At 60.3% G+C, this 16254-nt stretch carries 20 protein-coding genes; 7 read left to right on the forward strand and 13 right to left on the reverse strand.

Annotation, left to right across the window (positions count from 1 at the left end; all coding sequences use genetic code 11):
• Positions 1-76: 76 nt before the first annotated feature.
• Positions 77-904 carry an aldo/keto reductase gene (locus tag G3A56_RS06485; RefSeq protein ID WP_082183914.1) on the forward strand — a complete coding sequence of 276 codons (828 nt, stop codon included), beginning with the start codon at positions 77-79 and terminating at the stop codon, positions 902-904.
• Positions 905-934: 30 nt separating this feature from the next.
• On the opposite strand, the gene G3A56_RS06490 is transcribed toward G3A56_RS06485, so the two are convergent.
• The 3 genes from G3A56_RS06490 to G3A56_RS06500 all read right to left on the reverse strand — a co-directional run bounded on the left by G3A56_RS06490 (position 935) and on the right by G3A56_RS06500 (position 3414).
• Positions 935-1546: a LysE family translocator gene (locus G3A56_RS06490; protein WP_082183913.1), complete on the reverse strand. Its 612-nt coding sequence runs from the start codon at positions 1544-1546 to the stop codon at positions 935-937.
• A gap of 235 nt (positions 1547-1781) precedes the next feature.
• The gene (locus tag G3A56_RS06495; protein WP_082183912.1) at positions 1782-2588 is read right to left on the reverse strand and encodes an AraC family transcriptional regulator; all 807 of its coding nucleotides are present in this window, start codon (positions 2586-2588) and stop codon (positions 1782-1784) included.
• Positions 2589-2655: 67 nt separating this feature from the next.
• The gene (locus G3A56_RS06500) at positions 2656-3414 is read right to left on the reverse strand and encodes an SDR family oxidoreductase (RefSeq protein ID WP_082183911.1); all 759 of its coding nucleotides are present in this window, start codon (positions 3412-3414) and stop codon (positions 2656-2658) included.
• A 115-nt stretch (positions 3415-3529) separates the two neighbouring features.
• Between G3A56_RS06500 and G3A56_RS06505 the strand changes: the two genes are divergently transcribed.
• Positions 3530-3961, forward strand: coding sequence for a winged helix-turn-helix transcriptional regulator (locus G3A56_RS06505; RefSeq protein ID WP_082183910.1), 432 nt, complete (start codon positions 3530-3532; stop codon positions 3959-3961).
• A 7-nt stretch (positions 3962-3968) separates the two neighbouring features.
• Here G3A56_RS06505 and G3A56_RS06510 read toward each other — a convergent pair whose 3' ends face one another.
• Positions 3969-4364, reverse strand: a complete 396-nt coding sequence (locus G3A56_RS06510; RefSeq protein ID WP_003494362.1) for a hypothetical protein — start codon at positions 4362-4364, stop codon at positions 3969-3971.
• 272 nt (positions 4365-4636) lie between these two features.
• Between G3A56_RS06510 and G3A56_RS06515 the strand changes: the two genes are divergently transcribed.
• Positions 4637-6214, forward strand: a complete 1578-nt coding sequence (locus tag G3A56_RS06515) for a helicase HerA-like C-terminal domain-containing protein (RefSeq protein WP_082183908.1) — start codon at positions 4637-4639, stop codon at positions 6212-6214.
• A gap of 573 nt (positions 6215-6787) precedes the next feature.
• Positions 6788-8302: an ABC-F family ATP-binding cassette domain-containing protein gene (locus G3A56_RS06520; protein WP_082183906.1), complete on the forward strand. Its 1515-nt coding sequence runs from the start codon at positions 6788-6790 to the stop codon at positions 8300-8302.
• Positions 8303-8360: 58 nt separating this feature from the next.
• On the opposite strand, the gene G3A56_RS06525 is transcribed toward G3A56_RS06520, so the two are convergent.
• From G3A56_RS06525 to G3A56_RS06540, 4 genes are all read right to left on the reverse strand, one after another.
• The gene (locus G3A56_RS06525; protein ID WP_082183905.1) at positions 8361-9140 is read right to left on the reverse strand and encodes a VOC family protein; all 780 of its coding nucleotides are present in this window, start codon (positions 9138-9140) and stop codon (positions 8361-8363) included.
• A gap of 94 nt (positions 9141-9234) precedes the next feature.
• Entirely contained in the window at positions 9235-9729 is a 495-nt protein-coding gene (locus tag G3A56_RS06530; RefSeq protein ID WP_082183904.1) for a DUF1579 domain-containing protein, read from the reverse strand.
• A 26-nt stretch (positions 9730-9755) separates the two neighbouring features.
• Positions 9756-10484 (reverse strand): DUF899 domain-containing protein, encoded by a 729-nt coding sequence (locus G3A56_RS06535; RefSeq protein ID WP_082183903.1) that lies wholly within the window; start codon positions 10482-10484, stop codon positions 9756-9758.
• Between the two features lie 25 nt (positions 10485-10509).
• A complete protein-coding gene (locus G3A56_RS06540) occupies positions 10510-10668 on the reverse strand; it encodes a hypothetical protein (protein WP_164055981.1) in 159 nt (52 codons plus the stop codon).
• On the opposite strand from G3A56_RS06540, the gene G3A56_RS06545 reads away from it, so the two are divergent.
• Entirely contained in the window at positions 10635-11081 is a 447-nt protein-coding gene (locus G3A56_RS06545) for a MarR family winged helix-turn-helix transcriptional regulator (RefSeq protein WP_082183902.1), read from the forward strand. The genes G3A56_RS06540 and G3A56_RS06545 overlap by 34 nt on opposite strands.
• Positions 11082-11182: 101 nt before the next feature.
• On the forward strand, positions 11183-11605 hold the full coding sequence (locus G3A56_RS06550; RefSeq protein ID WP_082183901.1) for a YciI family protein: 423 nt from the start codon (positions 11183-11185) through the stop codon (positions 11603-11605).
• A 208-nt stretch (positions 11606-11813) separates the two neighbouring features.
• On the opposite strand, the gene G3A56_RS06555 is transcribed toward G3A56_RS06550, so the two are convergent.
• The 3 genes from G3A56_RS06555 to G3A56_RS06565 all read right to left on the reverse strand — a co-directional run bounded on the left by G3A56_RS06555 (position 11814) and on the right by G3A56_RS06565 (position 13600).
• The gene (locus G3A56_RS06555) at positions 11814-12575 is read right to left on the reverse strand and encodes an RES family NAD+ phosphorylase (protein ID WP_164056216.1); all 762 of its coding nucleotides are present in this window, start codon (positions 12573-12575) and stop codon (positions 11814-11816) included.
• Positions 12535-12918, reverse strand: coding sequence for an MbcA/ParS/Xre antitoxin family protein (locus G3A56_RS06560; RefSeq protein WP_003494347.1), 384 nt, complete (start codon positions 12916-12918; stop codon positions 12535-12537). Before G3A56_RS06560 ends, G3A56_RS06555 begins: the two co-directional genes overlap by 41 nt.
• A 259-nt stretch (positions 12919-13177) precedes the next feature.
• On the reverse strand, positions 13178-13600 hold the full coding sequence (locus G3A56_RS06565) for an organic hydroperoxide resistance protein (RefSeq protein WP_003511906.1): 423 nt from the start codon (positions 13598-13600) through the stop codon (positions 13178-13180).
• A gap of 194 nt (positions 13601-13794) precedes the next feature.
• On the opposite strand from G3A56_RS06565, the gene G3A56_RS06570 reads away from it, so the two are divergent.
• Complete coding sequence (locus G3A56_RS06570) at positions 13795-14253, forward strand: MarR family winged helix-turn-helix transcriptional regulator (protein ID WP_003494345.1); 459 nt, start codon at positions 13795-13797, stop codon at positions 14251-14253.
• 55 nt (positions 14254-14308) lie between these two features.
• Here the strand turns inward: G3A56_RS06570 and G3A56_RS06575 are convergent, their stop codons facing one another.
• Together G3A56_RS06575 and G3A56_RS06580 are read right to left on the reverse strand one after the other, a co-directional pair.
• The gene (locus G3A56_RS06575) at positions 14309-15034 is read right to left on the reverse strand and encodes a L,D-transpeptidase (RefSeq protein WP_003494344.1); all 726 of its coding nucleotides are present in this window, start codon (positions 15032-15034) and stop codon (positions 14309-14311) included.
• A gap of 158 nt (positions 15035-15192) precedes the next feature.
• Complete coding sequence (locus G3A56_RS06580) at positions 15193-16125, reverse strand: L,D-transpeptidase (protein ID WP_082183899.1); 933 nt, start codon at positions 16123-16125, stop codon at positions 15193-15195.
• Positions 16126-16254 lie beyond the last annotated feature (129 nt).

Below are 16254 nucleotides of genomic sequence, written 5' to 3' on the forward strand. Positions count from 1 at the left end.
CACCAGTTAATAAAAGACCGCTTCCCCGTCCGGCAGTCCTTGCCGGTCATGTTTTCAGCAAACAGGAGAGACATCCATGTATCACATCAACGCCAACGGCGCGAATATTCCCGCCCTCGGTTTCGGCACCTTCCGCATTCCGGAAGACGATGTGCGGCGCATTCTGCCGGAGGCGCTGAAACTCGGTTTCCGCCATGTCGACACCGCGCAGATCTACAAGAACGAAGGTGCGGTCGGCGAGGTCATCGCGCAATCAGGCATTTCCCGGCACGATATTTTCCTGACCACCAAGGTCTGGGTGGACCGCTACCGGCACGATGATTTTCTAGCCTCGGTCGATGAAAGCCTGCAGAAATTGAAGACGGATTATGTCGATCTCCTGCTCCTGCACTGGCCGAAAAGCGATGTGCCGCTGGCGGAACGGATCGGTGCGCTGAACGAGGTGCGCAAAGCCGGAAAGGTCCGCAATATCGGCATTTCCAACTTCAACGTGGCGCTGACCGAAGAGGCGGTTAAACTGTCCGACACGCCGCTTGCCACCAACCAGATCGAATACCATCCCTATCTCGACCAGACGAAGGTGATCTCGGCAGCGCGCAAAAACGGGCTTTCGGTCACCGCCTATTATCTGATGGCCGATGGCAGGGTGCCGAACGATCCGGTGCTGAAGGATATCGGCGCAAGGCACGGCAAGACGGCGGCACAGGTGACCCTGCGCTGGGCCGTGCAGCAGCCGGATGTCGTGGCGCTTTCCAAGACCGCGACGGAAAGCCGCCTGAAGGAGAATTTCGACATCTTCGATTTTGCGCTCACGGAAGAGGAAATGCAGGCGATCCACGCGCTTGCCAAACCGAACGGCCGCATCGTCAGCCCCGGCCACCTCGCACCCGATTGGGACGATTGAGACAACCGGTAGCGTGAGCCCGGCTCGGCCTCACCGCTGCGTCAAAGCCAGTTTCGCCCCGAGCGCCACGAAAGCGGCGGCGAAACTGCGTCTCAGCCAGGTGAGCACGGCCGGGCGCGCCACCACTTGGCGCCTGACCGAGGCGGCAAAGCAGCCGTAAAGCGCAAACACCAGAAACGTCATGGCCATGAAGATCAGCCCCAGATCGACCATGCGCCATGTCGGAGAAACCTCCTCCGGCGCAATGAATTGCGGCAGGAACGCGAAAAAGAAGATCGACAGTTTCGGGTTCAGGAGATTGATGAGGATCGCCTCGCCGATGACCCGTGTCACCCCGCGATGTTCCTGGCCATCATCGATCTTCAGCGCGCCATCTTCGCGAAGCGTGTTCCATGCCATGTAGATGAGATAGGCGACACCCAGATATTTGACCACGCCGAAGGCCAGCGCGCTGGCGTGCAGAATGGCGGCAAGGCCGGTGATGGCGGCCAGCAGATGCGGCACGATGCCGAGCGTGCAGCCGAAGGCCGCAATGATGCTCGCTTTCGCCCCCTGGGAGAGACCGGCGGCGAGCGTGTAAACCACGCCGGTTCCGGGAGAGGCCGCGACGACGAGGGATGTGATGAGGAATTCAAGGGTCATGAAAGCTGCAAGTCCTGTGGGATGGAGGACAGGAGCATGACTGTGCCCGGCGCGGGGGTCTTGGATGAAATTGCAGCTGGATACGGGCTGGGCTCAACCCACTCCTCCTCATTCCTGTGCTTGTCACAGGAATCCAGTCGACGCGCGTCTGCGCGGCGGGCAGGTGTCCTTTCAGCCCAAAGACTTGGGCTGGCTGGATTCCTGTGACAAGCACAGGAATGAGGGAGGATAGCTTCTACGAAACCGCCACCCTATACGCCGCCGGCGTCACCCCGAACTGCCGCACGAAAAGCCGGTTCAAATGGCTCTGGTCGGAGAAACCGGCGGAAAAGGCGACATCGGCGGGCGGCGCGCCCTTGGCCAGCGCATCCCGTGCCAGATGCAGGCGTCGCTGCAAAAGGTAGCGGTGCGGCGTCAGCCCCGTGGCCTTGCTGAAGGATCGAAGGAAGCGGAACTGGCTCATGCCGGCCTCCTGCGCCAGATCGATTAGGCGCAATGGCCGGGCGGGATCGTCATCGATCCTGCTTTTCGCCCGTCTTATGCTATCGGGTGCCGCCGTCTCGCGTGGTGTTGCCACCGTTTCCATTGCACCCACGAGCAGCATCAGCAGGGTCTCGTCGCTGCGAAGGGTGTCACCCCGGCGATCCGTTGCCGTCACGGCTGAAAAAAGCGCGCGGAACCGATCTGCCAGAGGCCTGATGTCAACGGGATAGGAAAATTCGAAAGTGCCGTGATCTTTTTCGCTGATATCGGCAATGGCGTCCCGTACGATATCGATGTCGAGATAGAGCATCCGCCAGGCGCGGCCGCCCTCTCCCAACGGAATGCCGTCATGGACCTCACCCGGGTTGACCGTGATGACATGGCCCGCTTTCGCCTCCACCATGCCGCGACCGGAGAGCGATTTCTGCGCGCCGCGCTCCACAAGGCCAATGCCGAACTGATCGTGCATGTGGCGTGGGAAGACACGGTCGCTATCCGCCACAACCGCAGAGATACCGGGCATGGCAGTTTTCGGCATGAGGAATTGACGACTGCCCATAAAAAACCTGGCGCTCCCTTCAAAGAACGCCAGGCTATCACAGGCAGCCTGCCCCGCACAGGGACGCTTACGGATGCATGCCGTTGATCATGCCGAAGACCTGATCGAAATTGCCGTTCTGGGCAGCAAATCGCAGCGGCTTGCAGCGCTCCACCACCACTTCCCTGTCCTCCGGGCGGTTTGTCAGAATATCCATCACTTCGGAAATGAAGGCCTCGAGCGGCATGGCTCTCTCGTCGCTTGCCTGCCCTTCGCCCATCAGCGTCGTCTGCACATAGGGCGGCACGATTTCGATGACATCGACCGGGGTCTCTTTCAGCTGCTCACGCAACGCGACCGAATAGGCATGGATGGCCGATTTGGTGGCGCTGTAGGTGGGTGTCAGCACCATGGGCACGAAGGCGAGACCGGAGGACACGGTCAACACCGTGGCATCGGGCTGCCTGAGGAAATGCGGCAGGAGCGCCGCCGTCAGCCGGATCGGCGCCAGAAGATTGGTGGCGATGGTTTCCTCTGCCGTCTCCAGATAATCCGGGGCCGCGCCGATATCCTCCGGCCGCATGATGCCGGCATTGTTGATGACGGCGTTGAGCGTCGGGTGCGCCTTGATGAGACTGTCCGCGAAAGCGCGGATGCCATCGGCATCGGTCGCGTCCATGACCACCGAGGCCATGCCGGGATTGGCCGCCGTCACCTCGTCCAGCACGGTCTGGCGGCGGCCGGAAATGACGATCTTGTTGCCGAGCCTGTGGAACGCTTCCGCCAGCGCCCGCCCGATGCCGGAGCCGCCACCGGTGATGAGAATGGTGTTGCCTGTCGTTTTCATCGGAAAATCCTTGTCGTGTTGTCGTGCTTGTTGGATGACAGGAAATTAGCTATTCTACTCTCTATTCGTAAGTAGGCACCCGAAAGAATTATACTTACCCAAAGGAGAGTGTAAGATGAAACGGCACGCCGCCGATCCCGTGATCGAGAACAGGCGCAAGGTCCCGCCGCCGACTGAGACTGATCCGGTCATCGAGGCGCTGGTGCAGGACATCATCGCGAAAGTCGCGGATAAATGGACGATGCTGATCCTTGAGGTGCTGGAAGAGAACGGCACCCTGCGCTTCACGCAGATCGGCAGGCTGGTCGGCACCATCAGCCAGAAGATGCTGACGAAAACGCTGAGGCAAATGGAATGCGACGGGCTGGTGCGCCGCACCGTGCACCCCGTCATTCCGCCGCATGTGGATTATGATCTCACGCCTCTGGGCAGAACGCTTGGCAGCGCCTTTTGCGGCGTATGGATCTGGGCGGAAACGCACCATGCGGAAATAGAAGAGGCGCGGCGCCTGTTCAACGAACAGCCGCCGCGCCCCGCATTGGAATAACGTCGCATCAAGCGAACTGGCTGAGGCCCGGAACCGAAGCGATCACCTGATCGACAACCTCATCGCCCGCATGCTGGCGGGCAACCGCGATGGTTTCCTTGGCAAGGGTGGAAATTTCGCCCATGCCGAGGCCCTGGCTCATCAGCTGCTGGCCGAGACCCATGATGCCGCCGCCGCCAATCGCGCTCATCAGGCCGCCGAGCAGGCCGCCACCGTTGCCGGCGCCCTCGCCGTTATACTGCGCCACCAGATCGCTGGCGCCCGGAATGGCTTCGATCATGCGGGCGATCGGACCGTCTGCCGCCTCGCGCTGGAGAAAACCCAGAATCATGCCAACGGCCTTTTCGGCCAGTGCAGGGTCGATACCCGCCTTTGCGGCGATCTGATCTACGACTTCGTTCATTCTTGCCTCCTGTTGAAAAACGACGCCAACATCGAATAACTGACGTTAACGTCAACGTAAAACAATCCCATGCCGCATTCAAGCGGGCGGCGGGCGGGTGCGGCAACTTTCATGAGGCGGTTTTTCTTCATCGCCATCAAGCAGTTGTTGCGCCTTGAAACTGTCCTTATAAGATCATCACAACCAAACTATGAAAAGGCCGCTTTTACAGGCAGCGGCCAAAGCATGCTTGTAACGCTTTAATTCGCGTCAGCCGCAGGAGAAAATGGTCGATGTTGCAGGACGGACAGCTCTATATCGGGACCAGCCGCAATCCGGACGACAGCCTGAACAAGGGCGAATATCTGGAGCTGAAATTCGGCAACCGTCACGGCCTCATCACCGGCGCGACGGGAACGGGCAAGACCGTGACCTTGCAGGTTCTGGCCGAAAGCTTCTCCAAGGCCGGCGTTCCCGTTTTCTGCGCCGATATCAAGGGCGATCTTTCCGGTATCGCCGCTGAGGGCGAGGCGAAAGACTGGGTGCAGAAACGCGCCGAGCAGATCGGCTTTACGGATTTTTCCTATGGCAAGTCGCCGGTGATCTTCTGGGATCTCTACGGTGAAAAAGGCCATCGCGTGCGCGCCACCATCGCCGAAATGGGGCCGCTGCTGCTCGCCCGGCTGATGGATGCATCGGAAGCGCAGGAAGGCGTGCTGAACATCGCCTTCAAGATCGCCGACCAGGGCGGGCTGCCGCTGCTGGACCTCAAGGATCTGCAATCGCTGCTGAACTACATGGGCGAAAACGCAACGGCGCTTTCCAACCAGTTCGGCCTTATCTCCAAGGCCTCGGTCGGCTCGCTGCAACGCGGGCTGCTTGTCCTCGAACAGCAGGGTGCGGCGAATTTCTTCGGCGAACCCGCACTCAAGATCGCCGACATCATGCGCGTCGGCACCGATGGGCGTGGCACGGTTTCGGTTCTCGCCGCCGACAAGCTGATGATGAATCCACGTCTTTACGCCACCTTCCTGCTGTGGATGCTCTCGGAACTCTTCGAGGAACTGCCGGAAGTGGGCGACCCGGAAAAGCCACGCCTGGTGTTCTTTTTCGACGAGGCGCATCTGCTGTTCAACGACGCGCCGCGGGTGCTGGTCGAGCGCGTGGAGCAGGTGGTGCGGCTTATCCGCTCCAAGGGCGTGGGCGTTTATTTCGTCACGCAGAACCCGCTTGATGTGCCGGAAACCGTCCTCGCCCAGCTGGGCAACCGCGTGCAGCACGCGCTTCGCGCCTATACGCCGCGCGAACAGAAGGCCGTGAGAACGGCGGCCGATACGTTCCGCCAGAACCCGGCTTTCAACACGGCCGACATCATCACCACGCTCGGCACGGGTGAAGCGCTGATTTCCACCCTGCATGACAAGGGCGCGCCTTCCATCGTGGAGCGTACCCTCGTGCGGCCGCCATCGGGCCGTGTCGGGCCGCTGACGGATGCCGAGCGCAAATCGCTGATCGATCTGAGCCCGGTTGCCGGCCAATATGACAAGGATATCGACCGGGAATCAGCCTTCGAAATCCTCAATGCCCGCGCCCAGAAGGCGGCGGAAGCCGAAGCCGCCAAACGCGCGGAAGAGGAAAACACCGCAAACCAGTCCGACAATGCCTCGGGACGCTGGCGTCTGCCAGGCTTCGGCGATGACGAACCCACGCAGGCCTCCACCACCGGCACCCGCAATGGCGGGGCACGCAAGACGAGCGGCTACCAGCGCGAGACGGTGATCGAGGCGGCGATGAAAAGTGCTGCCCGCTCGGTTGCAACCTCTGTCGGTCGGGCGATCGTGCGGGGGATTTTGGGGAGCTTGAAGCGGTAAAGCGATACGTTTCAGCCGGTCTACCGCAAAGGTCGCACCTGTTGGGGCAGGCTCCATGCTTACAGCGTTTCCGTAAGCTCCTTCCGTCATACCGGCCTTGCGCCGGTATCCAGCCGACACGCGTCTGCGTGGCGGAGAGAGTCTTTTCAGCCCAATGACTTGGGCTGACTGGATTCCGGCTCAAGGCCGGAATGACGGAAGTGGAGGCGTCTGGCGATCAATCGTCGCTGCGCGCCCATACCGCATTCCCTAACCTCCCCCTTTTACAAAACCCATTGCCTCCCAACGCCGCCGCTGTTAAGCATCGATCAGTTCAACCCGTATCAAGAAAGGAGGCTTCGCATGGATATTTCCTGCTTCTGGCGCAACCGCCAGCTCTGCCACCTTTTTGCCCTGCAGACGCGTTTGCAGGGCTGACCGGAACACCAAACACTCTGGTTTGCCCAAAAGGCCGCGCAGAAAGCAGCATGTCTGCGGTTGCGCATTTTTCATAACTGACCAACTCGAGCTGAACGCAGTCCTGCCCATGGCGGAGCACGGCTCGTTGCTGGTCCGTTTGCCAGAGACGACTTCATGACCCTTATCACGCTTCGCAATCTCGGAATCATTCTGGGAAAACCGCTTTTTTCCAATCTCAGCCTCACCGTGAATGCGGGAGACCGCATCGGCATCGTGGCGGCGAATGGTTGCGGCAAATCCACACTGCTCAATTGCCTTGCCGGTGAACTGGACGCCACCAATGGCGATATCACCCGGCTACGCGGGCTGACGCAGTCCATCGTCCATCAGCACCTGCCGTCGGCGCTTCTGGAACAGAGGATGCGGGACGCCGTGCTTTCCGCCCTGCCGGCGGATGCGATCGACAATGAAAGCTGGCGCGCCGATATTATTTTCGACGCCATGATGGTGCCGGAGCCCTATCGTCAGCGCCTTTTGAAAGAACTGAGCGGCGGCTGGCAGAGGCTTGCCATGCTGGCGCGGGCCTGGATCACCGAGCCGGATGTCCTTTTGCTCGACGAGCCGACCAACCATCTCGATCTTGAAAAAATCAACGTGCTGGAAAGCTGGCTCAATCAGCTGCCGCGCGATACGGCGGTCGTCATCGTCAGCCATGACCGCGCCTTCCTCGACAATGTTACAAGAACCACGCTGTTTCTGCGGCCGGAAAATTCGGCGCTCTTCCGCCTGCCCTATAGCCACGCGCGTGCGGCACTTGCGGAGGAGGATGCGGCCGATGAGCGACGCTTCCAGCGCGACATGAAAACCGTGCAGCAATTGCGCCGGCAGGCCGCGAAGCTCAACAATATCGGCATCAATTCCGGCAGCGATCTACTGACCATCAAGACCAAGCAGTTGCGCCAGCGCGCCGAAAAGCTGGAGGAAAAAGCGCGGCCGGCACATCAGGAACGATCAGCCGGCAAGATCCAGCTCGCCAATCGTGGCACCCACGCCAAGGTCCTGATTACACTGGAAGATATCCCCGTCTCGATACCGGATGGAACAGTGCTGTTTCGCACCGGCCGGCAATTTATCCGCCAGGGCGACCGCGTCGTCATTCTCGGCCGCAACGGCGTCGGCAAGACGCGGCTGATCTCGCTTTTGAAAGAAGCGGTGACCGATGCCGAGCAGATACGCGAAGGCATAAAGGCGACGCCATCGCTGGTGGCCGGATATGTCGATCAGTCGCTTGCGGAAATCGACGACGACAGCACAGCCTTTGCGCTCATGACGCGCCGGTTCGACATTGGCGACCAGCGGGTGCGCGGCCTGCTTGCGGGTGCGGGGATCGACATGGAAATGCAGAAACGCCGCATCGCAACGCTTTCCGGCGGGCAGAAGGCCCGGCTTGCCATGCTGGCGCTGCGGCTGACGGAACCGAATTTCTACCTGCTGGACGAGCCCACCAACCATCTGGACATTGAAGGGCAGGAAGCGCTGGAGGCGGAGATTACCGGCCATGAAGCCAGCTGCGTCCTCATCTCGCACGACAGAAGTTTCGTGCGGGCGGTCGGGACCCGTTTCTGGCTGATAGACAAGCGGAAGCTGGTGGAAGTCGACGATCCGGAAGCGTTTTTCGCCTCGGCGTAATGGCCCTCGAATGGGCCACCCCCTCCCGCCGGTTTCGCGGCGGGAGGGGTACTAACCGTCATTTCTTCTGCGAAACCAGCGAGAAGAACGCGCCCTGCGGGTCCTGGCAATTGACGATCCAGCTCTCGCCGGGCACTTCCATCGGGCCGTTGACGACCTTGCCGCCGCCGGTGCTGATGCGGGTGACGGCGTCATCAATACCGTCGACATTGAAGTAATAACCCCAATAACAGACGGGTACCTGCGGCATGCGTTTCATCATGCCGCCAATGGCTTTGCCGTTATGGGCGAAGATGCGATACGGGCCCATTTCGCCCATGTCGAAATCATGGTCCTTGGTCCAGCCGAAGACGTCGCCGTAAAAGGCGGTCGCTCCATCCACATCGCCCGTCATCAGTTCGTACCAGCCGACATGCCCCTGCTTGCTCTGCATGTCCTCGGGGAAACCGCCGCTCTCCATCGGCAGCGGCGTCATGATGCAGATAACCGCACCATAGGGATCGGCCACCACCGCAAAGCGGCCGATTTCCGGGATATCCTGCGGCTGGCGCATGACGGAGCCGCCCTTTGCCTCGAATTGTTTCGCCGAGGCATCGACGTCGTCCACGGAGACATAACCGGTCCAGTTCGGCGGAATGCCCTGCCCTTTATGTTCCTCGGTCAGCTCCATGATGCCGCCCATGCCTTTGCCGTCAGCTTCCAGCACGAGATAGGGCATTTCCGGCGAACCGAAATCCTTGGTCTGCCAGCCGATGGCATGGCCATAGAAGCGGGCGGCCGCTTCCATGTCAGGCGTCATCAATTCGACCCATATGAATTTTCCGTGTGTATCGGACATTTTGTCTCCTCCGGAGATCTTGGTGCGAATTTTTAGCGATCATCCGCCGCGGAATGCGGCGGCGCTTCGGGTTCGGATGAATTCCGGCAGCGCTTTATGCCTTGCGCCGGAATTCCGACGTCATGAAGGTTTTGAAGGTGCCATCCGGCTGCTTGACGCTGCCGGAAAAGCTGCGGTGACTATCGTCATGCAGCACCAGTACATCGTGATAGGTGTCGATGCGGCCGGAACCGTCAAAGGCAGGCCCTTCCGCTTCCAGCGTCAGGGTTTTGCCGTCATTTTCCAGCCAGCCTTTGTAGACCCAGAGATTGGTCATCATCGACCCCACCCAGGTGCCGACGAAATTGCCCTTGGCCGGGTCGAAACCCACCGTAATGACGGCCGTCATCTCCGTTCCGTCAGGCATCTTGCCGGTGCCTTCGCCAATGATCCACAGCCCGCCAATGGAGCGGACGGTCTCGTTGAATTGCTGGTTCGGATCATCAGGATCATATCCCTCATGGCCGGAACTGGAGGTCATGACCCAGTCTCCGACAATCCTCTTCAGGAATTCATGTTCCTTCTGCGGTTTGGCGATTTCCATTTCCATCTTGTGTCCTCCTCGTCTGTCTGTTTTCAGTGGCAGCAGGATGCGGCTTTCGGCTCGTCCTCATATTGATCGTGCCGACGCACCCAATCCATTACCCCGTCTTCGTTACGGCCTTTTGGCACCAGATCGAGCAGCATCAGCGTGCCGAGCGCCTGTTCCATGCCTCGGGCATAGGCGGAATAGGTATGGTAGATTTTGCCGTCCTCGCCCTTGGCGAAAACACTGACACCGTGCAGGTCCTTCAGGTCGCCCATAGGCTCGATTTCACGGTAATTATAGGTGATAGCCCCGCTCTCGATATCCTCATCGCGGAAGGAGGCCTGATAATCATAGTTGAAGTCGCTGCTGTCAGCCGAAACCCACGGAAACTTCCAGCCCATGCGATGTCTGTAGCCTTCAATCTTCTCGAGCGGCGCGCGGGAGACCGCGACGAAGGCCGCATCCCCGTGCTTCAGGTGAACCATCGCACCATCGACATGGTCGGCAAAAAAGGAACAGCCGGTGCAGCCCTCCTCCCAGTCGGGCGCCAGCATGAAATGGTAGACGATGAGCTGGCTGCAGGTGCCAAAGAGTTCCTTCAGCGATTTCGGGCCGGAAGGCGCATCGAAAATATAGTCCTTCGTCACCTCTTCCCAGGGCAATGCACGCCGCGCTTCGTTCAGCCTGTCACGGGCGCGGGTCAGTTCCTTTTCCTTCACCAGCAGGTCGCGGCGGGCCGCAATCCACTCCTCATTCGAAACAACGGGATGAGACATGATCTTTCCTCCTTGGATCCGTCTTTCACCACGGCACCACTCCGCTCCCACGCAGCGCGCCGCCTATTTCTGCATTGAAAGTCAATAAAACCATCAGCGGGGCATCAAGTTCCGCTTGACTAATTAGGTTGATATCAACATATTTATCCCATGTCAAACGCCAGCGTAATTCCTTTTTCAGCAACTCTTTTCGTGCGGGACGCCTGTCTCTGCCTGCATGCGCAGCGTGCGGCACGGGCGCTTGCGCGGCTGTTCGACAACGCGCTGAAGCCTGTTGGCATCAATAATGGCCAGTTTTCGCTGCTGATGTCGCTCAACCGGCCGGAACCGCCGCCGATGGGGCCGGTCGCCAACCTTCTGGCCATGGACCGCACGACGCTGACGGCGGCGCTGAAGCCGCTGGAACGGCGCGGGCTGGTCAGCATCGAGCAGGATCCCAGGGACAGGCGCGGCAAGCGCCTGCGGCTGACGGCCGATGGCATGGCCGTGCTCGCCGCCGCCTTCCCCATCTGGGAACAGACCCATGCCGAAATCGAAGCCCGCATCGGCAGCGGCGACCCTGACCGGCTGCGCCGCGATCTCATCGACCTCGGCTGACACGAAGGCGGCATATCGCCACTTTTGTCGCCGAAAATGTCATCGGGCCGTCGCGACGAACGGCGAAACTATCGGGAAGACGCAACCAAGGAGGAAAGACAATGCGTGTCATCGTTTTTGTAAAGGCCACGAAAAGCAGCGAAGATGGCGTCATGCCGACGACCGAGCTGATGGAGGCGATGGGGAAATTCAACGAGGAACTGGTCAATGCCGGCATCATGCTTTCCGGCGACGGCCTGCACCCCTCCTCCAAGGGCAAAAGGATCGTTTTTGACGGCGACAGCCGCAGCGTAATCGACGGCCCCTTCCCGCATACCAACGAACTGGTTGCCGGCTTCTGGCTCTGGCAGGTGAAAGACATGGACGAGGCGGTGGAATGGGTGAAACGCTGCCCGAACCCGATGCTGGAAAAAAGCGAGATCGAAATCCGCCCGATGTTTGAAATGGAAGATTTCGGCGAGGCGGTGACACCGGAAATCGCTGCGCATGTGGAAGAACTGCGCGCGCGTGTGGCGAAGCAGTAAGGGCTGCCCGAACTTACGGCTAGGCCCGATTAGACTGTAGGGATGCCGCTTGTTTCGTCTCCCCTAGGGGGAGAAGTCCGCGGCAGCGGGATGAGGGGGCAAGGGTGCGGTCCATCGCTGCCGTTGCCCCCTCATCCGACCCTTCGGGCCACCTTCTCCCCGGCGGGGAGAAGAAACAGGCGGCGACGTCCTGCCTAACAGACGAGAATCAACCCAACAGACCCGCCAGACGCGGATCACCGGCAAAATCCGAAACCGAAAAACCAGTTCTGCGCATCGGAAATTCGCAGAGCGCCTGCACCCCTGTTTTGGACAGGTGAATGCGCCAGCTCATCCGTTCCACCGGCGCTTTCGCGGCAAAGGCCTTAGGTGACAGGATGGCAATGTTGAGGCCGCCTGCGGGATCGCGCACCGAGCGGTAGAGAATGGCCTCGATTTTCGCCAGCCGCGCCTGCTCGGCAAGCGCCTGGCAGGGCTCGTAATTCTGCAGGTCGGTCCAGTGCGCTTCGTCCCGGCTCAGTTCGGGCTTGGTGAGATTGAGCGCCGCATCCGTGGCAATGCGTGCCGCGAAGGCGGAATAGTCGGCGGGATTGGCAGGCAGTGGCGTGCCGGGGGATTCCGCATAAAAAAGCAGCCGGTAGAAGGCCATTTCGGCAAGCGCAGTTTCCACCTTCGCGGCGGCGTAATAAACGCCTTCGGTAAACCCTGCCCGGCGGAAACGCGAGCCATGCGGATAGGCAGCGCCATAACGGAAGGGGGTGGCGAGAAGATAGTCGAAACCGGCGCATTCCGGCGGAAACGGCCTCTTGCTCGCCTCCAGAATATCTTCCAGCAGCGACTGCTCTTCCACCGTGTCCACCAGCTTCATGGTGGAAACCTGATGCTGCGCCTCCACCAGCCGCCAGTATTTTCCCGATGCGGTGCGTTTTTCAGACAGGAGCGCGTCGGGCGTCCAGATAGGAGAGGACATCGATCAATCCGGTAATGGTGGTGAGTCTGTCGGCAGGCACGGCATCAAGCGCCGTATTGTGATTGCGCAGCCAGTTTTTCGCGACCGCCTCATCGCCACCGGCGATGGCGTCCAGCGAACGAAACACCCGGATCAGCAGCACCGCAAGCTCGAAGGACTTGGCGCCCGGCTCCAGCAGGAAATCAAGTCGTTTCATGCGCGAGACCGTGGGTGCGGAAACGCCGAGAATATCCGCCGTGCGGGCGGCGTTCAGGCCCAGCCGTTCGGCAGCGGCGATGACGGCCTTGGTAACGACCCTGCCCTGCGATGCAGGATCACTGGCGGTCTTGGCGTGAATATTCATGGCACAAATCCTTTCCTTAGAAAGAATATAGCATGTTTCTTTCTGAAAACAAGAAGGCCGGGATGAACCCGGCCCAAGCGTTGCCGACGGAGGCGCGAAATCTCGCCTCTGTCATCCTCGGGCTTGACCCGAGGATCCATACCCACCGAGACCGATGCATCCTCGGGTCAAGCCCGAGGATGACGTCGCGGGTGCTGCGAGTTTCGCTCCCCATCAGCAGCCAGGATGAACCCCGGCCCCGCATTTCAAGCCTGAAAAATCAGGCTACCGAAACGGGCACTTCCGTGGAGGTGCGCATCGCGTGGCTGTAGGGGCAGACGATATGGGCGGCGGCAACCAGTTCCTCTGCCTTTTCGCGTTCCAGACCGGGAATGTTGACCTTCAGCGACACTTCGATGCCGAAGCCGGTGCCGTCTTCGCGCGGGCCGATGCCGACAGTTGCCGTCACAGTCGTGTCTTCAGGAATCTTTACCTTCTGCTTGCCGGCGACAGCCTTCAAGGCGCCGAGGAAGCAGGCCGAATAACCGGCAGCAAAAAGCTGCTCCGGATTGGTGCCACGGGCGCCATCGCCGCCCAGTTCCTTCGGAACAGTCAGCGTGACGTCGAGGACGCCGTCTTCCGACTTGGCGTTGCCGGCGCGGCCACCGGTGGCGGATGCTTTGGTCGTGTAGAGAATAGGCATGGCATTTACTCCCTTCGGGTTGGTGTTGAAGCTCTTATAGCGAACAATTAAATTGTGCGCAATATAATTTTGTACATTGAATGCGAAATTGTTTTTTGCGATAATTTTCACGAAATTTCGTCGCGCATCCATGCGGCAGGAACCGAAAGCCGGGGCCGATTGTTCCCTTCCCGGTTGATTTTTGGAGCAAAACAATGGGCGTAGAGGGCGATAACACCAAGATGGAAAGCCTGTTGAGGCTGGACCAGCAGATATGCTTTGCCCTATATGGCGCGGCACATGCCTTCACGCGGGCCTATAAACCGCTGCTAGACCCGATCGGGCTGACCTATCCGCAATATCTGGTCATGATGGCGCTTTGGGAAAAAGAGACCTCCACCGTCAAGGCGCTCGGCGAAATGCTGGGGCTTGATTCGGGCACGCTTTCGCCGCTGCTGAAGAGGCTGGAACATGCAGGGCTGATTACCCGCAAACGCGGCACGGTGGATGAGCGGCAGGTGCTGGTGGCCCTGACGACGAAGGGCGCCGACCTCAAGAAAGAGGGCGTGAAGATCATGGCGGCCATCGGCGGCGCCACCGGTTGCGGGCTGGAGGAGCTGGCGCAGCTGCGGGACCGGGTGAATGCGCTGAAGGATAGCCTGGCGCGACCATAATCCTCAAAAAACAAAGGCGGCACATGGCCGCCTTTTTATGCGATTGAGTATCGGCTTACTGCCAGACCACCACACGCGCCTTCTGCGGCACGCGGTCGTAAAGGTCGATGACATCCTGGTTCATCAGGCGCACGCAACCCGAAGAGACGGCCTTGCCGATGGAGTTCCATTCCGGCGAACCGTGCAGACGGTAAAGCGTGTCCTTGCCGTTCTGGAAGATATAGAGGGCGCGCGCGCCGAGCGGGTTCTTCAGGCCCGGCGGCATGCCGCCATTCTTGGACGAATATTTGACCAGTTCCGGCTGGCGGGCGACCATTTCATCCGGCGGGGTCCATTTCGGCCATTTCTGACGCCACTGGATGACGCCCTCACCCGACCAGGCAAAGCCATCGCGGCCGATGCCGACGCCGTAACGCATGGCGCTGCCGCCCTGCTCCACGACATAGAGGAAGCGCGAGCGCGTATCCACAACGACGGTGCCGGGGCGCTCGCCGGTCGGGTCGACGACCCGCTGGCGATAATAACGCCGGTCGATTTTCTGATAGGGCACGGCGGGAATGACGTAACCGCCATCCTCGACGGAGCCGTACATGACGGCCAGTTCCGCATCGCTGACGCCCGGCGAGAACATCTGGCGGAAATCGCTGCCGATGGCGCTTGCCTGCTGGCGGATGGCGTCTCCCGTGCCCGACGAGGCGCAGCCTGCCAGAAGCGAAGCGGAGGAAATGCCGAGAAGGGAGAGAAAGGTACGTCTGGAAAGATCTGTGTCGGTGCTCGTCATAAGTCCGGTTTGTCCCACATTGCGAACGGCTATATCGCCGTTGTACGTCGTTTGTTCCACGTCTCAGGCGTATTGCGAAAATAGTTAACCGACCGCTAAAAGCCAGTCACAAGGCGTTTGAGCGACGGCGCGGCACAGCGCTTTCTTTCAGAACGTGGTCAGATAACCACAATCTGCGCGCCCTGCGGCACGCGCTCATAGAGGTCGATCACATCCTGATTGAGCATGCGCACGCAGCCGGACGAGGTCGCCTTGCCGACGGACTGCCAGTCGGGCGTGCCGTGCACGCGGTAAAGCGTGTCCTTGCCGTCCTTGAAAATATAAAGCGCACGGGCGCCAAGCGGATTGTTGAGACCCGGCGTCATGCCGCCATTGGCGGCGGAAATGGAAGTGAGTTCCGGCTGGCGCTTCACCATTTCGTCGGGCGGTGTCCAGCGCGGCCACTTCGCCTTCCACTGGATCTTGCCGCGACCCGACCAGGCGTAACCGTCACGTCCAAGGCCGACACCGTAACGGATGGCCTTGCCGCCCGATTGCACCAGATAAAGGAAATGCTGTTTCGTATCGACGATGATGGTGCCCGGCGCTTCCGCCGTCTGGTAACTCACCTCTTGCCTCAAATAGCGCGGATCGATGCGGCCATAGGGAATGGCCGGCAAGGAACGGTCATCATCGCGGATCGGCCCATACATCACGCGGTGCAGCGGGTTGGAGACGGGCAGGCCATAGGTCGCCATCCGGTCGGGTGCGAGCGGCGCGCTCTGGCCCGCGGCCCGCGGCGTATTCATGCCCTGAACCTGCGGTGCGCTGAGGCCCTGGCCGCGCACCGGCGGGCCATATTCCTGATGGAAGCGGGTTCTGAACAGGTCCGGCGGGCGCGTGGAAAGCTGACCCGGCTGCGGCGGCAGCTCCGGCTGGCGATTGGAGCTTACGGAATTGAAATTGAAGACGGGCGCGGTTTCCTGCACGAAGACGTCAGGGTTCATCCGGCTCGTATCCGTCACGAAAAGGCAGCCGCTCAACAGGGGCAGAGCCGCAAGGCCCGCCAGAGAGGCCGCCCGGCGGCCGTTTTTCAATAGGAGTGCTGTCATCTGAACCGCTTCATGGAACCAACTGTGGCGGCAAGATGCACCACGCGGCTGGCGCGAAGCTGGTGTGAGCCTTTCAAAAAAAATCGAGAAACTGCATTTTTGCTCTTGAACCTCTAGTTGCTAGAGGTG

Source organism: Rhizobium oryzihabitans (genome assembly GCF_010669145.1).
Classification (GTDB): Bacteria; Pseudomonadota; Alphaproteobacteria; order Rhizobiales; family Rhizobiaceae; genus Agrobacterium; species Agrobacterium oryzihabitans.

Excerpts from the sequence above, each read along its gene's own strand:
- G3A56_RS06505 (WP_082183910.1), top strand. The coding sequence starts at position 3,530 with ATGAAACGGCACGCCGCCGATCCCGTGATCGAGAACAGGCGCAAGGTC.
- G3A56_RS06500 (WP_082183911.1), bottom strand. The coding sequence starts at position 3,414 with ATGAAAACGACAGGCAACACCATTCTCATCACCGGTGGCGGCTCCGGC.
- G3A56_RS06510 (WP_003494362.1), bottom strand. The coding sequence starts at position 4,364 with ATGAACGAAGTCGTAGATCAGATCGCCGCAAAGGCGGGTATCGACCCT.
- G3A56_RS06520 (WP_082183906.1), top strand. The coding sequence starts at position 6,788 with ATGACCCTTATCACGCTTCGCAATCTCGGAATCATTCTGGGAAAACCG.
- G3A56_RS06580 (WP_082183899.1), bottom strand. The coding sequence starts at position 16,125 with ATGACAGCACTCCTATTGAAAAACGGCCGCCGGGCGGCCTCTCTGGCG.
- G3A56_RS06560 (WP_003494347.1), bottom strand. The coding sequence starts at position 12,918 with ATGAATATTCACGCCAAGACCGCCAGTGATCCTGCATCGCAGGGCAGG.
- G3A56_RS06570 (WP_003494345.1), top strand. The coding sequence starts at position 13,795 with ATGGGCGTAGAGGGCGATAACACCAAGATGGAAAGCCTGTTGAGGCTG.
- G3A56_RS06545 (WP_082183902.1), top strand. The coding sequence starts at position 10,635 with ATGTCAAACGCCAGCGTAATTCCTTTTTCAGCAACTCTTTTCGTGCGG.
- G3A56_RS06565 (WP_003511906.1), bottom strand. The coding sequence starts at position 13,600 with ATGCCTATTCTCTACACGACCAAAGCATCCGCCACCGGTGGCCGCGCC.
- G3A56_RS06490 (WP_082183913.1), bottom strand. The coding sequence starts at position 1,546 with ATGACCCTTGAATTCCTCATCACATCCCTCGTCGTCGCGGCCTCTCCC.
- G3A56_RS06495 (WP_082183912.1), bottom strand. The coding sequence starts at position 2,588 with ATGGGCAGTCGTCAATTCCTCATGCCGAAAACTGCCATGCCCGGTATC.
- G3A56_RS06575 (WP_003494344.1), bottom strand. The coding sequence starts at position 15,034 with ATGACGAGCACCGACACAGATCTTTCCAGACGTACCTTTCTCTCCCTT.
- G3A56_RS06555 (WP_164056216.1), bottom strand. The coding sequence starts at position 12,575 with ATGTCCTCTCCTATCTGGACGCCCGACGCGCTCCTGTCTGAAAAACGC.
- G3A56_RS06535 (WP_082183903.1), bottom strand. The coding sequence starts at position 10,484 with ATGTCTCATCCCGTTGTTTCGAATGAGGAGTGGATTGCGGCCCGCCGC.
- G3A56_RS06515 (WP_082183908.1), top strand. The coding sequence starts at position 4,637 with ATGTTGCAGGACGGACAGCTCTATATCGGGACCAGCCGCAATCCGGAC.
- G3A56_RS06550 (WP_082183901.1), top strand. The coding sequence starts at position 11,183 with ATGCGTGTCATCGTTTTTGTAAAGGCCACGAAAAGCAGCGAAGATGGC.
- G3A56_RS06485 (WP_082183914.1), top strand. The coding sequence starts at position 77 with ATGTATCACATCAACGCCAACGGCGCGAATATTCCCGCCCTCGGTTTC.
- G3A56_RS06530 (WP_082183904.1), bottom strand. The coding sequence starts at position 9,729 with ATGGAAATGGAAATCGCCAAACCGCAGAAGGAACATGAATTCCTGAAG.
- G3A56_RS06525 (WP_082183905.1), bottom strand. The coding sequence starts at position 9,140 with ATGTCCGATACACACGGAAAATTCATATGGGTCGAATTGATGACGCCT.